This window comes from Undibacterium sp. GrIS 1.2, assembly GCF_040544435.1.
GTDB lineage: Bacteria > Pseudomonadota > Gammaproteobacteria > Burkholderiales > Burkholderiaceae_D > Undibacterium.
In genome coordinates this window covers 1-20,081 of record NZ_JBEONP010000037.1, presented here as the reverse complement: position 1 = coordinate 20,081, position 20,081 = coordinate 1, and the positions used below count along the sequence as shown (strand labels likewise).

9 protein-coding genes are annotated in these 20,081 nt (G+C 50.1%); 4 read left to right on the top strand and 5 right to left on the bottom strand.

Going from position 1 to position 20,081, the window contains the following annotated elements; translation table 11 throughout:
• Positions 1 to 277 precede the first annotated feature (277 nt).
• The 3 genes from AAKU61_RS15555 to AAKU61_RS15545 all read left to right on the top strand — a co-directional run bounded on the left by AAKU61_RS15555 (position 278) and on the right by AAKU61_RS15545 (position 8,007).
• Positions 278 to 3,832, top strand: coding sequence for a transglutaminase family protein (locus tag AAKU61_RS15555; protein WP_354333706.1), 3,555 nt, complete (start codon positions 278 to 280; stop codon positions 3,830 to 3,832).
• A 468-nt stretch (positions 3,833 to 4,300) separates the two neighbouring features.
• Positions 4,301 to 7,072 (top strand): circularly permuted type 2 ATP-grasp protein, encoded by a 2,772-nt coding sequence (locus tag AAKU61_RS15550; protein ID WP_354333704.1) that lies wholly within the window; start codon positions 4,301 to 4,303, stop codon positions 7,070 to 7,072.
• Positions 7,069 to 8,007 (top strand): transglutaminase family protein, encoded by a 939-nt coding sequence (locus AAKU61_RS15545; protein WP_354333702.1) that lies wholly within the window; start codon positions 7,069 to 7,071, stop codon positions 8,005 to 8,007. The genes AAKU61_RS15550 and AAKU61_RS15545 overlap by 4 nt, the downstream gene beginning before the upstream one ends.
• 175 nt (positions 8,008 to 8,182) lie before the next feature.
• On the opposite strand, the gene AAKU61_RS15540 is transcribed toward AAKU61_RS15545, so the two are convergent.
• The 4 genes from AAKU61_RS15540 to AAKU61_RS15525 all read right to left on the bottom strand — a co-directional run bounded on the left by AAKU61_RS15540 (position 8,183) and on the right by AAKU61_RS15525 (position 13,559).
• The gene (locus AAKU61_RS15540; RefSeq protein WP_354333700.1) at positions 8,183 to 9,934 is read right to left on the bottom strand and encodes a hypothetical protein; all 1,752 of its coding nucleotides are present in this window, start codon (positions 9,932 to 9,934) and stop codon (positions 8,183 to 8,185) included.
• A 20-nt stretch (positions 9,935 to 9,954) separates the two neighbouring features.
• Positions 9,955 to 11,226 (bottom strand): ATP-grasp domain-containing protein, encoded by a 1,272-nt coding sequence (locus tag AAKU61_RS15535; protein WP_354333698.1) that lies wholly within the window; start codon positions 11,224 to 11,226, stop codon positions 9,955 to 9,957.
• A gap of 45 nt (positions 11,227 to 11,271) precedes the next feature.
• Entirely contained in the window at positions 11,272 to 12,795 is a 1,524-nt protein-coding gene (locus AAKU61_RS15530; protein ID WP_354333696.1) for a pyridoxal phosphate-dependent decarboxylase family protein, read from the bottom strand.
• Between the two features lie 380 nt (positions 12,796 to 13,175).
• On the bottom strand, positions 13,176 to 13,559 hold the full coding sequence (locus AAKU61_RS15525; RefSeq protein ID WP_354333694.1) for a flagellar protein FlaG: 384 nt from the start codon (positions 13,557 to 13,559) through the stop codon (positions 13,176 to 13,178).
• A gap of 674 nt (positions 13,560 to 14,233) precedes the next feature.
• Here AAKU61_RS15525 and AAKU61_RS15520 point away from each other — a divergent pair.
• A complete protein-coding gene (locus tag AAKU61_RS15520) occupies positions 14,234 to 16,630 on the top strand; it encodes a DEAD/DEAH box helicase (RefSeq protein ID WP_354333692.1) in 2,397 nt (798 codons plus the stop codon).
• A gap of 119 nt (positions 16,631 to 16,749) precedes the next feature.
• On the opposite strand, the gene AAKU61_RS15515 is transcribed toward AAKU61_RS15520, so the two are convergent.
• A complete protein-coding gene (locus AAKU61_RS15515) occupies positions 16,750 to 19,575 on the bottom strand; it encodes an ATP-binding protein (RefSeq protein WP_354333690.1) in 2,826 nt (941 codons plus the stop codon).
• Between the last annotated feature and the right edge of the window lie 506 nt (positions 19,576 to 20,081).

The following is a 20,081-nucleotide window of genomic DNA, read 5'->3' as shown; positions in this document are numbered from 1 at the left end:
GAAGTTGCCTAATTAACAGTTTCTCTGAGTTTTTGTTATTGACTTTTAAGAATCATATTTGCTTTTTACGTTTTATCTGTCACACGCTCGAGAGTAATGCTCGTCAGTCGTGCTGGCGACACATCGCTGGCGTATCATTCAAATTCAATATGCCGCCCTGTTTTCTTAAGTCCCATAGCATTTTACATGGGCATGAATCCTGCTTTTAGTGAAATTACATGGCATTTTGACGCTGCTCTCTAGCGCCGTTTTAACCCTTATCGAAAGGCAATATCGAATGGCTATCCGTGTCGCATTGCATCACAAAACCAGCTACCGTTATGACCGCCTGGTTGCTCTTTCTCCGCATGAGGTGCGCCTGCGTCCAGCGCCTCACGCACGTACGCCGATTTTGTCTTACTCACTAACCGTCGCGCCGGAACAGCATTTTATCAACTGGCAGCAAGACCCCTACGGTAATTACATTGGTCGTTTTGTTTTTCCTGAAAAATCGGATGTGCTGGAATTTACTGTCGATCTGGTTGCCGATATGACGGTGATTAATCCTTTTGACTTTTTTGTTGAGAAATACGCCGAGCATTTTCCTTTTAGCTATCCTGCGCAATTGAGTGCAGAACTTAGCCCTTATTTGCTGACCGAAAAACCGGGTGAATTGCAGACCAAATGGGTGGAGGACGCACGTACTGCGATTCTGAAAAAAGATTTGCTGACCAATGATTTTCTGGTCGCTATCAATCAGCGTTTGCAGGGCGATATCGGATATCTGCTCAGGCTGGAGCCGGGCGTACAGACGCCGGAAGAAACTTTAACCAATCGCTCCGGTTCTTGCCGTGACAGTGGCTGGTTATTGGTGCAAATTTTGCGTCAGATGGGTTTGGCGGCACGCTTTGTATCGGGCTATTTAATCCAGCTCACCGCTGATCAGGAAGCATTAGATGGCCCTAGCGGTACTACCGTTGACTTCACCGATTTGCATGCCTGGGCGGAAGTGTATATCCCGGGTGCCGGCTGGATTGGTTTAGATCCGACCTCCGGCATGCTGGCCAGTGAAGGGCATATTCCATTGGCGTGCACTGCGTTGCCCTCTTCTGCGGCACCAGTGACGGGCTTTACCGATAAGGCCGAAGTGACTTTCCACCATGAGATGACGATTACCCGCATCCATGAAGATCCGCGCGTGACCAAGCCGTATTCCGACGCCGACTGGAAGGCGATTGATCTGATCGGCCAGCAAGTCGATGCAGATTTAAAACGACAAGATGTACGACTGACGCAAGGTGGTGAGCCGACCTTTGTCTCTATCGACGATATGGATGGTGCTCAGTGGAATACGCTGGCGCATGGTGATAAAAAACGGGAATTGGCCGGCGAGCTGATGCACAGGTTGAAAAACCATTTTGCGCCTGGCGGCATGCTGCACTACGGTCAGGGAAAATGGTATCCGGGCGAACCTTTACCGCGCTGGGCTTTAAATATTTATTGGCGGATTGATGGTCAGCCGATGTGGCTGGACGCCAGCTTATTCTCGGATGAGAAAAAAGCCGATGGGTATACCAATGCCGAGGCATATCTGTTTATGACGGCGCTGGTTAAAGCGCTATCACTGCCAGAAGGTAGCCAGATTCCAGCCTATGAAGATGTGATGCAACAGGCGCAGCGCGAACAGGGTTTGCCCGTCAATTTAGATCCGCTGAAAGCTGATTTAAAAGCGCCAGAAGAACGTCGTCGCTTAGCGCGTTTGCTGGAGCACGGCCTTGGCGAGGTGGTTGGTTACGTCTTGCCGCTGAAGCCAAAAGACACAGACCCGAGCATCTCTTTGGGGGTTGCCTGGCGGACCTCGCCGTGGCCAATTAAGCGCGAACATTTATACCTGATCGATGGCGATTCTCCGATGGGTTTACGCCTGCCGCTGAGTGCATTGCCTTGGGTGCAGCCAGAAAAAGAAATCCATGAGTTTGATGTAGACCCGTTCGCCCCGCGCACGCCTTTGCCTTCTGCCAAAGACGACAAACTAGTGACCAGTAATAGTGCTACAAATGCCAGTGTTGCTGCCGACAAAACTAAGGCTGTCGCAGCAGTGACAACAATTGTTTCTTCAACTAAAACAGCCGCGAGCGGTACCAGCCCGGCACCGCTAACAGCCGCTATGGCTGCACACGCCGCAGTGGTTGCGGCGGCAACGTCGGCAGGAGCAACGCCGGCCGCCGTCGCTACTTTAATGGCGAAATCTCCTGCCACTTCTTCTGTACCCGCCAAACCAGTTTCGCCAGCGGCGAGCTTAAACAAATCTGTGATAGAACCGCGTGATGTCATCCACACCGCTTTGTGCGTGCAGGTACGTGACGGCCGTTTGCATATTTTTATGCCGCCGGTAAAGCGGATAGAAGATTATCTGGCCTTGGTCAATGTGGTCGAATACACCGCCGCCAAGCTGAAGTTAAAACTTTGGATTGAAGGTTATCCGCCGCCACGCGACCCTCGTATCAAATTACTCAGCGTGACGCCAGATCCGGGTGTGATTGAAGTCAATATTCATCCAGCCGCAAGCTGGAATGAGCTGGTCTACAACATGTCTACGCTGTACCAGGAAGCGCGTCTGACGCGTCTGGGTACAGAAAAATTTATGGTCGATGGTCGCCACACCGGCACTGGCGGTGGCAATCATGCCACGCTCGGCGGTGCCACCCCAGAAGACAGCCCGATGTTGCGTCGGCCAGATTTGTTGAAGAGTTTAATCACCTACTGGCAAAACCATCCCGCCTTGTCTTATTTATTTTCGGGCACGTTTATCGGTCCGACCAGTCAGGCGCCGCGGGTGGATGAGGCGCGTGACGATAACTTGTATGAGTTGGCAATCGCCTTCCAGCAAATGGATCAGGCGCTGCCGACCATGCATCCGGGCGATAAACCTTGGATGGTCGATCGCTTGCTGCGTAATTTGCTGGTGGATTTGACCGGGAATACGCATCGTTCAGAATTTTCTATCGACAAACTGTATTCACCCGATGGCCCTACCGGCCGTTTAGGCTTGGTCGAATTCCGCGCGTTTGAAATGCCGCCGCATGAGCGTATGAGCCTGCTGCAAATGCTGCTGCTGCGCGCACTGGTAGCACGTTTTTGGCGTCAGCCTTATCAAGCCAAGCTGGTTAATTGGGGAACGTCTTTGCATGATCGCTGGATGCTGCCGCATTTTGTGGCGCAGGACATCCGTGATGTCGTGAAGGATTTGCGCGCTTCCGGTTATGCGTTTGAAGAGCATTGGTTTGATCCGTTTATTGAATTCCGCTTCCCGCGGTTTGGTACCGTCGTGTACGAAGGTGTTGAGATGGAATTGCGTCAGGCAATTGAGCCGTGGAATGTGCTGGGTGAGGAAATGACCGGTGGCGGCACTGCGCGTTATGTGGATTCTTCCGTCGAACGGATGCAGCTATTAGTTCGCGGCTTAACGGCTGGGCGTCATACGATTGCTTGCAATGGACGTATGTTGCCGTTACATCCCACTGGCATACCCGGCGAATACGTTGCAGGTGTCCGCTTCCGCGCCTGGAGCCCTTGGTCGGCATTGCATCCCACAATCAAAATTCAGGCGCCGCTGACATTTGATCTGGTGGATACTTGGAGCGGCCGTGCGATTGGTGGCTGTACTTATCACGTGTCGCACCCCGGTGGTCGCAGCGAATCCAGTTCGCCGGTGAATGCCAATGCCGCAGAGGCACGCCGTTTTGCGCGTTTCTGGTCGCACGGGCATACGCCGGGACCGATGTTTGTCCACAAAGAAGATCTCAATCCTAGTTTCCCGATGACGCTGGATTTACGTTGGCAGGTATACTAAGGGCTCGCCAGAGCGCTGTCGGAGAAAGTAGAGCGAATCTACGTTCTCCGACTTGGCTGAATAGTGCAGGGAATAAACAAGATATCAGGGCGAACAACAACACAATATGTTTCTGCACTTGTTAATCTGGACTAGAGTTAAATTAAATACTGGTAGTAAGTATATTAAGTTGTCCATATATTCACTGGTCTATATGGTCATTTTGAATAAAATTGGGGGGAGTATATTGCTGCGTGCTAAATTTAGAGATGATTTTCTGCATCCACGGCACCTCAAATTTTGCTCCTCCTTATTCAAAAAAAGAGATCCGTTGTGGATTGTCGATGCTGGGTAAGGTTCGCCAAAATCAGCAAATAGGTAATCTAAGTAGCTAAGTAATTCAGTAATTAAGTAATTGAGCAATTTAGTAGTAAGGAAGTGCAGATCAATACCGTCTGCGCTTTATCTCTGAAAGAAATCATTAGTCTTATGTCGAGTCAACTGCTTGCGAACTATCCTGTAGCACAAGGTAGTTTTGATGAAATGCTGGATATCACCCACCAGCCGCGCGCGCATTGGCGGATTTTGCTGGATAGTTTATCGGCAGAGCCGCCCGATATGATGCGTCAGCGCATCGAAACAGTGCAGCGTCAGGTACGCGAAAACGGTGTCACTTACAACGTCTATGCCGATGCCAAAGGCATGCAACGCCCCTGGGATTTAAACGCACTTCCGCTGATACTGCCGCAAGACGAATGGGCAGGGATTGAGGCCGGAATTATCCAGCGCGCCACTTTACTCAACCGCATTTTGTTGGATGTGTACGGCGACCAAAAATTGCTCGCCCAAGGTTTATTGCCGCCAGCATTAATTCATGGCCATGCCGGATTTTTACGACCTTGCCATGGCATGCGTCACCGAGATGGCGTTGCTTTGCATTTTTATGCAGTGGATATTGCCCGCGCGCCAAATGGCCGCTGGTGGGTGGTGGGCGACCGCACCCAGGCGCCATCCGGTGCCGGTTATGCTTTAGAAAATCGTGCCGTGATGGCGCGGGTTTTCCCTGATTTGTTGCGGGACCTGAAAGTACAAAATCTGGCAGGATTTTTTAGTACCATGCGCGACAGTCTCGCCCACTGGGGACGCCAGTGCGCCGCCAATACGCCGAATGCTGCACCTCTGCGCGACAGCGAACCGCCACTGATTGTGCTGCTCACACCGGGTCCGTATAACGAAACTTATTATGAGCAAACCTATCTGGCGCGCTATCTTGGTTTGCCGCTGGTCGAAGGTAGCGACCTGACCGTGCGCAATGGCATGGTCTGGCTCAAAACTTTGTCTGGTATGCAGAGGGTGCACGTCATTATGCGCCGGGTCGATGATGATTTTTGCGACCCCTTAGAACTACGTACCGACTCTGCCTTAGGTGTGGCCGGACTCACGGAGGTCGCACGCCGTGGCAATGTGTTGATCGCCAATAGCTTGGGCTCTAACTTGCTGGAATCGGGTGCATTACTCGGCTTTTTGCCCTCGCTTTGTGAGCACTTATTAGGCGCGCCGCTCAAGATGCCATCGGTCGCCACTTGGTGGTGTGGTGAACCTGCTGCGCTGGAAGAAGCCATCACTAGACTCGACCAGTTGGTGATCAAACCGAGCTTCCCGCAGTTGCGTGAATTCCCTGTCTTTGGACAAGATCTGAAAGGCGAAGCGCGTACCGCATTTATCGCAAAAATGCGCGCCAATCCTAAAAATTATGTAGCACAAGAATTGGTACGGCTATCCCAAGCCCCAGTCTGGAAGCTAGGCACACCAGACAGCTTAAGCGCCAGCGCCGTCGGCTTGCGGGTCTATGCCTGCGCCACACCTAAAGGATATGTTGTCATGCCGGGTGGTTTGACCCGCGTGGCAACTGGCCCCGATGCGCGCGTGATTGCCATGCAGCGCGGTGGCAGTAGTAAAGACACCTGGGTGCAGGCCAATGCCCATATCGACACCCATCATTTATTAAAGCGCACTACCACTAGTCGTGATCTGATTCGTGACGATACACATTTATCCAGCCGCATGGCCGAGAACTTATTTTGGTTTGGTCGTAATGCAGAGCGTTGCGATAATGTGGCTCGTCTGACGCGTGTGTCGCTGAATTTTTTATTCAATATTTTGTTAGAAGATCGCGGTGCAGAATGGCCTGCGGTGAAAGCCTTGTGTGCATGGTTTCAACTGATTAATCTCAAGCCAGCTAAAGTCAAAGAAGTGCAGCCGGGAGTCACCTCCACAGTAGTTAACGCACTGAGCCAAACGCTGGCTCAAGACCAAGGAAAAAGTCAGGCACAAAGCCAATCTCAAGGTCAGGGTCAGTCGCAAAGCCAGGGCCAGTTTGTAAACCAAACGCAAACGCAAAACCAAACTCTGGCACCAAAACCCACCGCAGACATGGTGTTAACGGATGCCGAGATCGAAGCCGAAATGCTGCTCGGCGTGGTCTCGCCAAACGCGACTGGCTTGGCACGACAACAGCAACAGCTGTACGACATCGCCAGTAAATTGCGTGAGCGTTTATCCGTCGATAACTGGCGAGCACTCAATCGTATGGTGCAACGTGCTAGCACCGAAGGACGTGTTAACCGTACTGAGGGACGCGAAGGAAATGCCAGCACCGAAGCGCAGACACAACAAGGCCCACAGACCTTATCCCAAGCCGAAGTCATGAGCATACTGGATGACGCCGCAGCCACTTCTATGACCATGGTCGGCTTCGCCCTCGATGGTATGAACCGTGATTTGGGTTGGCGTTTTATGTCGGTTGGCCGGCGTCTGGAGCGACTACAATTTCAGACCATCGTTTTACAACGCGCCTTGGTGATGGATGTCAACGGCGATCTTGATTGGGTATTGGAATTATCAGACAGTACCGTCAGCTACAACGCCCGCTATCAGTCGCAACCAGAGTGGTTGCCTGTACTCGATTTGCTAGTTCTGGATGACAGCAATCCACGTTCTATTGTGTACCAGGTCGACGGCATTTTAAAAAGCCTCAGAAAATTAGCCGTCACATATGGTCCCTGCGGTGCAGAACAGTTTGCCCCCATCAGAGAAGAGCTAATCGCGTTGGTGCCAGAGACGGATTTGTATTGCGGTAACGCACATTTGATCGACCTCTTATATCGCATCAAAATCGCCAGCGAAGCCATATCAGAACAGGTCAGCGCACAATTTTTTAGTTATACCGGCGATCAGCAACCAAGATCCCAGACCGCATGAATACTTTAGTCGACAATAATAGTGCCCCAGTGCGCTACCGTGTAGTGCATGAGACCCGTTACACCTACCCAAGCCTGGTCACCTTATCTCAGCAGTTTTTGCACATGACGCCGCGGGATTTTGCGTACCAACAGACAGAGTTCCATCAGATCGTGATGGACCCAAGCGAAGACGACGGTGTCGATGGTGTTGATTATTTTGGTAACGGCACCCGTCACGTGACGATTACGGTGCCGCATAAAACCTTGCTGGTACACGCAGAATCTGTGGTTGCGCTCAGCCCGCGCCGCGATCTTAGTCAGATCAGAGGTACCATGGCGTGGGAGCATTTACGTGACATGATGCTGCAAGTCCGCAGCCCGGCAACCTTAGAAATTTGCCGCTATTTATATGCTTCGCCGCATATCAGCTGTGGCGATTTGTTGGCGCAATATGCGCGCGTCAGTTTTACCCCGGGAAGACCATTGCTGGATGCGGCAATGGATTTAACGCGGCGTATTTTTGACGATTTTGAGTTCGACGACCAAGCTACTGAGATCTCCACAACCTTAGAAGAATTGCTGGAATGGCGGCGTGGCGTATGCCAGGATTTTGCGCATTTAATGATCGGTTGTTTGCGCAGTCTGGGTTTGCCAGCCCGCTACATCAGTGGCTACATTCTCACCCACCCGCCTGCCGGACAAGCAAGACTGATCGGTGCCGATGCATCTCATGCCTGGGTATCTTTATTTTGCCCGGGACTGGGCTGGATTGATTTCGACCCTACCAACCACTGCCTGGTCCAGCGCGAACATATCACCCTGGGCTGGGGGCGGGATTTTAGCGATGTCACACCGATGCGCGGCCTGGTGCTGGGCGGTAACGGTCAAGAACTACAAGTCAATGTCACCGTCATACCGCTAAACGAAGAGTTTGCAGAAGCCTTGCCAGCGTAGAAAACGCTCATCATATTGCTCAGATTAAGCTAGGTATTTTATTATACTGGTAGTATGTATATATAGATTATCCAGTCAATTATTGGACAATCAGCATTATTTATAAAAAATAATGGGGAGTATATGTATTTTGTATCTTATGTGTTTGGCGAAAATGACGTTGAATCAAGTTGATTTAACTCCGCTGGCTGACATGCTGGATCAATACGATTGTTTTATCCAAAACCGCCAATGCCTTCGCAATGACCTGTGATGCTTGTTGGCCGTGATTGGCTGTCGCTTCCACAATCAACCTGGCGCTGGTGCACAGGCGCAAAGCACTGACGGGCAATCCAGCCCGTTGCCCGCACAAAACCGGTTGTCCAAGCTGGCATTGTAATGTCACTACTTTACTAAACTCTTCAAGAAATTCGCCACCAGGCACGTCGCCAAATCCCAAATCAGAACGCCCGCTCAAATCAGGTAGTAACAGTCGGTACACCTGCATCGTTTGTTCCCGACTCAATAGCGTTGGATGGTCGCGATGATCCGACGTTGCAGATGCACATAGCAAAAAAGGGAAAATAGTCTTGTATTGATCCCAACTTGTTTCACCATTCAACGCTTGTCTGTCCAATCGCGGTACTGGCACACTTTGCAGCTCCGGATGCTTCTCCAGATAGCCTGCAAATGCCGCTGAGAACTGTTCTAAAAATTGGACAATCGCTGTCTCAGGTACCGCCCGAAATGCGCGTAACTCCTCCAGCGCCGCCTCCCAGCGCAGCAATAATCCAAAGTTGGCCACATGTGCCAACGCATCTGCCGCCGCCCAATCCTGCGGCCAGTCTGCGCGACAAGAATAGGCACGCAAAGCAGGCGGCATGCTGATTCGGCGTAAGCTTTGTGCGATATCTGGTGGGATCATCAGCACACCAGAAAACGTGGGCCCGGTTAAAAATTTAGAGCCGGTCAATGCCACCATAAAATGATGTAACAAATAGCCATGCAAGCTCGCGTTCGATAATCTGAACTGGCAAGCATCCACTAATACCGTCACCGTATCAGGCAAGCGGTGGCTTAGTTGCTGTGCGCAGGCAATCGAGGGCGCTATCATTCCGGTTTTGGTGACATCAACCAAGGTCAATAAGACTTGTTGACCTCGCGTTGCGCCATGGTTGGCCAAGGACGCAACCTCGGCATCCACCTCGTCGATGGCTCTTGGTGTGCCGTCGGACAAGCGGATGGCCACCGTGACGACTTCAATCTGAGCTTCAGTTTCTACGACAGCATCGGTAACAGCATTAGCAATAATATTAGCGCCGACCGTGACCGATTCGCCCAAGGCAGAGCGGTTACTAAAGTGCCGACCCGCAACTGCCATCGGCACGCCGCTACCGGTTTCTTCCGCTTCCATCATGATTACGAGTAGCGATGCCGCTTTGCTGAGGTCTTCGCTTTTTTCTTTATTCTTTTCTTTATTCGTTTCTTTATTCTGCCGCGCTCGTTGGGCAACAAGCTGAGCTGCAATTAAATGTAGATCGGTACCCGAAGCGGCAAAGATTAAATCGGTACCGGATACTTTATCAAGCTCACATAAGTGATTTAATTCTTGGCGTACACAATCAAGTTCATGCTGGTAAATACTCTGTAGTGTTTCAATATCTATTGCTGCAAGCAGTCGTTGCCTTAAGCTATTTGCCGCTGCAAAAGCGTGGGTAGAAATAGTCGACGCAGTCGATGAGCCATACGCCAGCAGTGCATCATTGGGCGACGATTGGCAGCCATATTTGTTGGAACTACCATCCTCATCTTGCCCCACTGCGATTGCAATCCGCGCATCGCCGCCCTCCCGCAAAAGTTGCTCGGTTGGTGGCAACTTGGCAGGTGCAATAATCTGTTCAGCAACTGCTGCCAGATTCTTGGGTTTAATGGCAATAGATGGAATCATTCATTGGGCATTCATGATGGTCATGAACTTTGCTGGGGCGCAAGCGCCGCAGTTTTAGCAACCATAGACCGGAACGCGGTAAACAATTTTTGCATCTGCGGCTGTTTGTACGGATACAAATCAACCGGGTCCATCGAATGCACAATCATGTCGCTATCCACTTCAAAAATCAGTAACTGCCCGTCGCTAGTTTCTCCGCAATCAATGCCGACATAATCCAGACCTATGCGCTCGCTAATCGCTCTAAATGCAGCTTGATGACGCGGCACAAAATCAAACTGAAAACTGGCCATAAAGCGTTCTTCTTCCGCTCGTTTTTCCGGGCTGTCCGCCATACCTGCATTCAGATAATGGATCATCCAATGAGAAGAAATTCCCATGTGAGAAATAAATGGTTGACCATCAATCAGCATGATTCTGTATTTTCTAAAAAATCCATCCTCACTACGATAATCGACAAAACGAGCGATATAAAATTCATCGCTGAGCATACCCATCAGATAATCGGCGATGGCGCTAGGAGACGTAATTTTTTCTAAGCCCTGACCGGCATGCGATCCCACTGGACGCACAATAATGGGGAAATCACCATCGGGTAGCAGACTGGTGATGGTCAATTCTTCATTGGCGATCTTACGTAGAGTTTTGCGGTCTATTCGCACTGAGGTTGGCATCACAACGCCGTCTGCCGATTGTAATAAGGCACAGGCATTGTCGCGTCCTAGATGTGCAATCCGTCCGGGCATGTTCAGCACAGGTCGAGGCCAATCCTGGACGATATTTTCTAAGGCTTCTAACAGGGCGTGGTTATCATCCGACTCACCCAACGCGACAAACATCACATCATGCTCAGGCAAGGCGGGCAGGGCAGGGATACCATCGCCGACGTAGAGTAAATCCAGCGCGATATCGGCGTTTTCTAATAAAAATTCTAGCGGCGTATTCGCCATTAAATCACCTGCGGCCATCAGTGCCAGTAAACGGATTTTTGGAACAGCCGTAGTCGGCACAGAATACAGTTGCTGTATTTTTAGCGCCTCCATTTGGGTTGCTAATGCCGGTTCACTATGACCAATCAATAGCAGTAACGTCGCCAGGTCCATCATCACATTGCCGTCATTCGGATGCTTGGTTGCATACTCGATCAACTCCGCGCCAAAGGGTTTTAAATCCACGCCAGAAAACGCTAATCGCATTAGCGGTGCCAGACCGATAAATGTATGTTGGCTGTCCTCTTGTGGCGCCGGTGCGCCAGCTCCATTTGCTGCGTTGTCTGTGTCGGGAGTGGTCATAATTTTTCGCTGATCTGATTCAAAATTAGAGAGTATTTAGTGGTATTAATTCGCGTTAGATGCTGCAAGTGAGTTACCAAACCGTATCGCTGCTGTGATGAGTGCATCGACATCTATTTCACGAGTGCGATGATTAACAATCGCTGCGCGGATGGCCAGTTGGCCGTTGATGATGGTGGTGGAAGGCGCTGCAATGCCGGACTCCTGGATGGCGACGACAATCTTCGCATTAATCTGGTCAATATTGTTTTTGTCGATATTGCTTCCGTCTGCCACATGGAGATCAAGCTCAGTGCCACGGTAGCGAAAACAAACAATATTCAACGACACCGGAGCTAGCAGTTCTAGCGCCGGGTTGGCTGCTATCTGCTGCCGCATATACTGCGCTAATTTACAGGTGGTAGAAATCACCTGGCCTAGTCGTTCCGCGCCATACACTTGAATCGTGAACCAGGTTTTAAGTGCTCTGAATCCACGTGATAAATCAGGACCAAAATCACAAGGCCAGGGCGAACCTGCCGCCATGCCTTTGGCTTCGCGTCGCAAATAACTGGCTGGCGTGGCGAAGGTATCGTAGTGCGCTGCACCGTCACGCACCAGAATAAAACCGGCGTCATACGGCACTTGCCCCCATTTGTGAAAATCAAATGCGATCGAATCGGCGCGCTGTATTCCCACCAATTGCGGAGCAATATCGGGGGCCAACATCGCCAGCGCACCATAGGCACCATCGACGTGGAACCAAAGATTTTCGCTTTGTGCGAGATCGGCCAGTGCCGCTAAATCATCCACCGCGCCAACATCTACGGTACCTGCAGTACCAGCAATAAAAAACGGAGTTAATCCGGCCTGGCGATCAGCTACAATGGCGGTTTTTAGCGCAGCAACATCACATTGAAAATCGGCATTCATCGGTATTTGTCGCAAAGCGTTCATGCCAAGACCAGACAAATCCATAGCTTGCGCGATGCAACCATGCGCCCCGGCAGAGGTGTAGGCAACCAGACGCTTAGTGCTTGCAGAAATGCCGGTATGGCGAATTTCCGTGCCCAGTACACCAGTTCTGGCGACGAGCACCGCAATCAAATTTGCCATTGAGGTACCAGTGACAAATAAGCCGCTGGCGGTATCTGGGAAGCTAAATAATTCGCGCATCCACTGGACAACCTGGCGTTCTACTTCCAGCGGTATCTGGTCGCGGCCACCGAGATTGGCGTTGAGTCCGGCGGCTAGCATTTCTGCCACCGTGCCGACCGGTGTGCCACCACCATGTACCCAACCCATAAAGCCGGGATGCGTATTGCCCACCGCATAGGGCAGTACATTTTGCATAAACGTTTGGTGTACATCGGTCAGTTCGCTGCCGTGCACTGGCAAGTTTTGCCGAAACTGCTCACGCGTCTTTGCCGGAATTGGCTGCCAGACCGGGCGATCGCGGATGTGCTCTGCATAACCCAAAATATCGTCCAGCATGCGGTGCGCTTGCGAACGGAATTCTTGCCACGCAAGCGGATCAGCAGGGTCAAGCGAATCGGGTAGATCAAGCGAATCTGCAGACATCTTTTGCATGCTTTTTCTCAGTTGTGAGGTCGGAACTTAGTTTTAACCCAGATTTTCCATTAGGCTGTTACCACTTCGCAAAAACTTAGACGGCATGCGCTATTTCAATGGAAATCTGGATTTAATTATCAATCAAAATAGAAAAGTCCAAGCAAAGAATAAGTGCTTTTTCTAAGCTCAAATCAAAAATCAACAGAAAATACGGCAGAAGAGGATGGTGAGGGAGTTGTTGCTAGGTGCAAATTAGCTTTTGAACCAGCCTGTGCGTGGCAGACTGTTTAGTGTTGTCGGTTTTGTGTTGTAGGTTTAGCCGACAAGGTTTGGGCTGGCGTTGGTGCTAGCGTTGATCCTAGCTAGCGTTTGTGAGGGGGCGGATGTTTAGCACTGGTTTACGCTTTATCGTTGATTAAGAGTCCCTGCAATTTAGCCAAATCTTTTGCCACCGCCAATACTTCCACTGACGGAATTTGTCGTAACACCGTGTTGGTCTGAGAATCAACGATTTTGATGACGACTTTTCCAGAGTCATTATCAATACTGAAATTGACACTATTATCAGAGTTGATAAAGTTATTAATCGCATCAACCGATTTTTTCAGCTCCGCGCTGCTGACCGGCGCGGTGGAGGCGGCTTGATTGTTGGTGCTACTGGTCGCGGCGACAGTCGTGGCATTTGCAGATTTTGCAGCAGGCGCAACGGTTTGTAGCACTGGCACTGGCACAGGCGCACTGGAGACGGCGTTGCTGCTACCTGTTATTTGACTGATACTCATATCATTTCCAATACTAAATAAATACTACAAACCTGATTTGTGCCGCTGTATGCGCCACTTCATTTGCTACATTAACGCAACTTCGTCCCTACAAAACGCAATTTTCTAGCTTAGGGCGGAATAAGGGATTACTAGGTTTATCGGTCGGTTTTCTGAAAAGTTGAGCTTATTTTTAGGTCTAAGCAAAATATTGTCTACTCAGCGATGCCGTGCAGAATCTAGCGTGCTAGTTTTCGGGTTTGCAATCTGATTTTGTGATTTTACAAATCGATTCCCATGCTGATATCGGTTGATATGAATATACTCCCCATAATTTTTTAAAAAATTGGCTTATATGCGAGTAAATGTATGGACAACTTAAATATACGTAAGGGGAGTATTAATTTAGGGAGGAGTTCGAGTAGTATTTCTGGTGTAATCACCAGCGTAAAGCAGCGTTACGGAAACGCTGCAGTAGCAGAATAGAGGCGCATGCACTTTTGTCATGTTTGCTGACATTTGCTCATACTGATTGACCATCTGATCGGCTAAATCTATTTAAATCAATTCAAACCAATTCAAGCCATACTCCCTCATCCACACAAACTCAGCCCCGCCGCTCTCACAAAAGAGTAAACTACGCCTCATATGGCTGCGCATTCGCGGAGCTAGCCCTGATAAGAACTGAGAGCACTATGTCCGATACCCCAATCCCCTTATTTTCTGATTTGCATCTAAGCGAACCGCTGTTACGCGCTTTAAAAGATGTCGGTTACGAATCCCCATCACCGATCCAGGCTGCGACGATTCCGCCGCTGCTGGCAAATCGTGACGTATTGGGTCAGGCGCAGACGGGTACCGGTAAAACCGCTGCGTTTGCGCTGCCGATTTTGTCGCGCATTGATTTCAAGCAAACGACGCCACAAGCTTTGGTGCTGGCACCGACCCGCGAATTGGCGATTCAGGTGGCAGAAGCCTTCCAGCGTTATGCCACGCATATTCCGGGTTTTCATGTATTACCAATTTACGGCGGCCAGAGCTATGGCCCGCAATTATCGGCATTACGTCGTGGCGTGCATGTGGTGGTTGGCACACCTGGTCGTGTGATTGATCATCTGGACAAGGGTTCGCTGGATTTATCCAAGCTTAAAACTTTGGTATTGGATGAGGCCGATGAGATGTTACGCATGGGTTTTATTGATGATGTAGAGCGTATTTTGCAAGAGACACCAGAAACTCGTCAGACGGCCTTGTTCTCCGCCACGATGCCATCCGCGATTAAGCGCATTGCCCAGACCTATCTGGACAATCCGGCAGAGATTACCGTCGCTGCCAAAACCGGTACCGCCGACAATATCCGCCAGCGTTATTGGCTGGTTAGCGGCATGCACAAGCTGGATGCCTTGACCCGTATTTTGGAGGCAGAAACCTTTGACGGCATGATCATTTTTTCGCGTACTAAATTGGGTACGGAAGAATTGGCAAGCAAGCTGGAAGCAAGAGGCTTCTCGGTTGCCGCAATCAACGGTGACGTACAGCAGCAGCAGCGTGAACGCACGATTCAACAACTCAAAGACGGCAAGATCGATATCCTGGTCGCCACCGACGTTGCCGCCCGTGGTCTGGACGTAGAGCGTATCAGCCATGTGATTAATTACGACGTACCACATGATCCGGAAAGCTATACCCATCGTATTGGTCGTACCGGTCGCGCAGGCCGCAGCGGTGAGGCAATTTTGTTCATCACCCCACGTGAAAAAGGTTTATTGAAATCGATAGAGCGTTCTACCCGCCAGTTAATTTCACCATTAGAGTTGCCGACTATCCAGGCGGTGAATGATGTGCGGATTGCTCGTTTTAAAGAACAAATCAGTCTGACTCTGGCCTCCGGCGATTTGGCTTTATTCCAATCCGTGATTGAAGACTACGAGCGTGAAAATAATGTACCCGCGATAGAAATTGCAGCAGCTCTGGCAAAAATGGCTCGTGGTAACGAACCGCTTTTACTCGATAAGAATAAGCGTCCCGCCAGCGACGATACCTGGAACAACGAGCGTGCAAGCCGTACCAATCAATTTGAGCGTAATGACCGGGGTGACCGTAGCGATCGCTCTGATAGAGGCGATAGAGGTGACCGGGGTGACCGCAACGACAGAGCCGCACGCCCAAGTTTCGCGCCAAGAGAACGTGTAGAACGTCCGGCCGATGCTGGTATGAAAACCTTCCGTATCGAGGTCGGCCATGCGCATGGCGTAAAGCCCGGCAATATCGTCGGTGCGATTGCCAATGAAGCGAATATCGATTCTAAACATATCGGTCGTATCGAAATCTATGACGATTACAGTGTCTTGGATTTGCCAGAAGATTTGCCGAAAGATTTGTTAGATCATTTAAAATCGGTTCGCGTCGCAGGTCAGCAATTACGCATCAGTGCTGATCGCGGCATTGGCGGTAATAGTGGCAACAGCACAAATGCAGCATACGAAAAACCAGCGTATGAAAAGCCAACGCATGAAAAACTAACTAAGCCACGCGCAACACCCGACAGCAAACTCACTGCTGCCGTCGAGCGCGCAGCCTATGCCGATAAGAAAGAAGAGAATCTTGCCGAGCGTTTTGGTGATGCCGCAGATCGTCCAGCCAAATCCAAAAAAGATCGTCCGGCCAAAGTGCAATTACCCGTGCAAAGCTACCGGATTGAAGTCGGTCGTGAGCATGCCGTCACACCAAGCAATATTGTCGGCGCCATCGCCAATGAATCTGGGGTAGAAGCCAAGCTGATTGGCCGCATCGATATTTTTGACAGTTACAGCCTGATCGATTTACCACAAGGCATGCCGAAAGAAATCTTAAAGCATCTGAAAACCGTGTGGGTCGCAGGCAAGCAGTTAGACATCAGCGAAGCAAGCGGTGACAGACCGGAGACTTTTCCAAAACCGGCAGCGAAGAAAACTGCTTATGCGGCAGACAAGCCTGAATCTAAGTCTGCCTTTAAGTCAGCAAGTGCAGCTCCTAGACGCGCAGCAGATGGCGGCAAAGCACCGTCAAAATCGCCTTCAAAGTCACCACGCAAGCCAGGCAAATTTGCCTGATCCTTGTTCAAACTTAGTTGCAACAGCTTAGCGACAACGCTACTGAGTTTGAATTCGATAAAAATAAAGGGCTACGATTTTTCGTAGCCCTTTATTTTTTCATAGCTTGTCACGAATATTTATTTTTGTACGACCAATGGCAAATCCAGATAAAAAGTTGAGCCTTCTCCCAGCTTGCTCTTGACGGTAAGTTGTCCTTGTAAAATCGATGTGACGATGTTGTAGCAAATATTTAATCCCAAACCGCTACCGCCTTGCCCAAGCTTGGTGGTGAAAAACGGATCAAAAATCCGCTTCAAATTCTCTTCCGCTATACCGACACCATTATCAGAAAAATGGATTAAAACCCGATGCGGATCTGGTTGTGATGTTGCCAGACGCATGATGCCAGGCTTGCCATGATCAAAGCCGTGCAAAATAGAATTTTCAATTAAGTTCGTAATCACCTGACCTATAGAACCCGGATAACTATCCATCCGTATCATCAGCGGTACGTCCGACAATATGGTGTGACCAGCGTGGCCGATACGAATATTTAAGGTCGCAATAATATCGTGTAATACCTGATGTAATTCAAACGGACGACGTTGCTCTGAGGTGCGGTCAACGGCGACTTGCTTAAAACTGCTGACCAAGGTAGCGGCACTGCTCAGACCGCGCATCATGATCTCTGAAGAGGTTTTGGCATCTTCACAAAACGCCACTAAATCTGAGCGGCGCAAATTTTGCTGATTGAGTTTACTGAGTAAATCAGTCGTGTTGTCTTGCAAGGTGCTGGCCACCAGCAGGCAATTGCCAATCGGGGTATTTAACTCATGCGCTACACCTGCCACCAAGGCACCTAGCGCGGCTAATTTTTCTTGTGCCACTAAGTGTTCTTGGGTCTGGGTCAGGCGCCGGTACGCATCTGCATTGGCAAGCGCAATCGCGCCATAAGCACAGAGGGTACGAAAGATCATGCGCTCTCTTTCGCCATACGCATGTTGTCTGGAGGACTGTATGGTCATCACGCCGAGTACCTTATCCGCACTCATCAACGGGGCAAATAATGTGCTTAATACCGGTTCGGTGCCAGGGAGTAAACCTGGATTGTCTTCGTCGGGCGATATCTCAACCAGAATCTCGCTACGTTCTTTGATACAGCGTGCAGAGTGCGAAATTTCGCTCGACATCAATACCGTATCATGCGCAATCGGCTCACCGTTTTCTACACCAAAGGCGGAGGTCATACTTTGCTGATCGGCGTCCATAATATAGATGACAAACGCGGTGACATGCAGCAGGCCGTGGACGTGACGGTTGAGCGCCTGGAAGACCGCATTGGCGTCTAAACTACCGGTGATCTCTTGACCGACCATCCCCAGGCGCTCCAGAATTTTGCTGGATTGTCGCAGCACTTCGGCGCGCTCTGCCTCAGCATCTGCCAACTGTCGCAAGTGTTCGCTTTCAGCGCGCATGCGCTCAGTCTGGTGACTAAGTTGCATGGCGGTCGCACGGTTACTGGCTTCTTGATTATGAATTTTTTCGCGCGCGGCGATAGCCAGTCTGCCAAGCCCAAATGCATCTTCAAAATTACCAATTTCTGCCTGGGCGTCCGCTACTTCTTCTAGCAGTTCACCAGAAATAGTGTAGCCAGTGATATTGCTGGCAATATCTAATGCGCGCTTTAAATAATGCAGTGCTGCGCTGGCCTCTTGCATGTCAGGCGGTGGCGGCAAGTGATGCCGCATATGAATCGCGGCCAATACCCGCAATACGTCTATCCGGCGATAACTGTCCTGGCTATGCCGCGCCAGTAAGAGTGCCTGCTCGGCAATCGCCAGCGCATCGGCGGGCTGACCCAGCATCGACAAGGCATGCGCTTGCCCGCGCCGTGCACCGATTCTAAAATCAAACTGATCACGGACATCAGCTTTTTCTTGCAGCAAGCGAAAACTGTCCAGCGCCTGTTGATAGTCCCCCAAATCCAGCGATAAATCACTCAGGTAGCGTAGCGCCATCATGTACATGCGCGACTCTGACATCGGTGCCAGGATCGCGATGGTATCGCTTAACAATTCTTTGGCTGCCTCCAGACGACCCAGACGCCGCATGGTTTCTGCCATTTGCATCAGGCAACTGCCAACGCTGCCCGGCCAGTTAGTCGGCATCGCCAGATCGTGTCCGATCTGCATCCACTGTAATGCGGCTTGATGGTCGTTCAGGCTGTTGAAAGCATCGCCGATATTCGTCGTTAAGATGACTGCACGACGGATTTGGCCAGTTTGTAGCGCGTTCCCATAGGCTTGGATGCCGTAAGTGATCGCTTGCCCGAAATCGCTAGACAACGCTGCGGTTATACTCAAAAAATCACAGGCACAGCCGACAATATTCTGACGCGTATCCAGCATTGCTGACTGAAACCTGTCACCCCAGCGCTCCTGCGCTAGAGTCAAGTTGCTTAAGGCGGTTTGCGTCGCAAGAAAAGACTGCGCCATCACCTCGCGCTCAGCATCGTTGGCGGCCAATGCAGCGATTGTCGCCAGCTCCAGTTCAGCGACTAATAGCGTTCTGTCACCCCGCGCCAGCGCGATTGAGGCGAGCAGGTAATGCACATCACAGCAGCCTTTTTTTCCATCGTCGTTGTCAATAGCTAAAAATATCCGGAAGGCATCAGCGACTATTTGCTCAGCTTCTGTAAACTTGGCCATCAACCATTTGGCCTCCGCTCGCACTAAGAGCAAACGTGCCCGTAAGCGTGCTAACTCGCGGCGATCAATATCCCCTGAAGAAAAAGTGACCAGCAGTTGGTCGGCCTGATCTGCCAGTTGCAGTGAATAGTTAGTATCGCGCTGGCGAAATTGCCAAGCTAATGCCACCAACATCGTCAAGCGTTGGCTGCCATTTAGAAGTGGGAGTTGTTCCTCCCAATGAGTAACATCCTCATTGGGAACAAACATATCCATGGCGATATAACTATACAAATTAGTAACCTAGAAATTGGGATAAACGATATGAGGCAAAAGACTAAAGCACGAGGCTTTTTTTGCAATAGCACTTAATAGTACAGCGATTGGTAAGCTTTGCTCAAGCCAGATGGTGATGAACTGAGTGATGAACTGAGTGATGAATTAAGTGATCGATCGAGTGATCGCGTTAAAAACCCTGAAACTAGCGTTGACGCGAATTAAGCAATCTATTGATTGGATTAAGTCAGACATGAATAGACCAAAGTAGACCCGAATAGACCCAAATAGACCAACTAATTGGCAGCAGAGAGCAACCTAGAACAACGCAAAGTAAAAAAAATGCGCCTTCGTTTTAGCAAAAAATCGAAGGCGCAATCTTGGTGTAGACCTAATATTAAATATACTCCCTGAGACCTTTGCATGACAGCCTTAATCAGAGCCGTTTCAGCAAAGGTTGAATTTTTAAAAAATAAAATGATGCTTTTTTAGTGATTTTGTCTTCA

Bases quoted from the DNA above. Each gene is read 5' to 3' on its own strand.
- AAKU61_RS15525 (WP_354333694.1), bottom strand. From the start codon at position 13,559: ATGAGTATCAGTCAAATAACAGGTAGCAGCAACGCCGTCTCCAGTGCG.
- AAKU61_RS15535 (WP_354333698.1), bottom strand. From the start codon at position 11,226: ATGACCACTCCCGACACAGACAACGCAGCAAATGGAGCTGGCGCACCG.
- AAKU61_RS15545 (WP_354333702.1), top strand. From the start codon at position 7,069: ATGAATACTTTAGTCGACAATAATAGTGCCCCAGTGCGCTACCGTGTA.
- AAKU61_RS15530 (WP_354333696.1), bottom strand. From the start codon at position 12,795: ATGCAAAAGATGTCTGCAGATTCGCTTGATCTACCCGATTCGCTTGAC.
- AAKU61_RS15520 (WP_354333692.1), top strand. From the start codon at position 14,234: ATGTCCGATACCCCAATCCCCTTATTTTCTGATTTGCATCTAAGCGAA.
- AAKU61_RS15540 (WP_354333700.1), bottom strand. From the start codon at position 9,934: ATGATTCCATCTATTGCCATTAAACCCAAGAATCTGGCAGCAGTTGCT.
- AAKU61_RS15550 (WP_354333704.1), top strand. From the start codon at position 4,301: ATGTCGAGTCAACTGCTTGCGAACTATCCTGTAGCACAAGGTAGTTTT.
- AAKU61_RS15515 (WP_354333690.1), bottom strand. From the start codon at position 19,575: ATGGATATGTTTGTTCCCAATGAGGATGTTACTCATTGGGAGGAACAA.
- AAKU61_RS15555 (WP_354333706.1), top strand. From the start codon at position 278: ATGGCTATCCGTGTCGCATTGCATCACAAAACCAGCTACCGTTATGAC.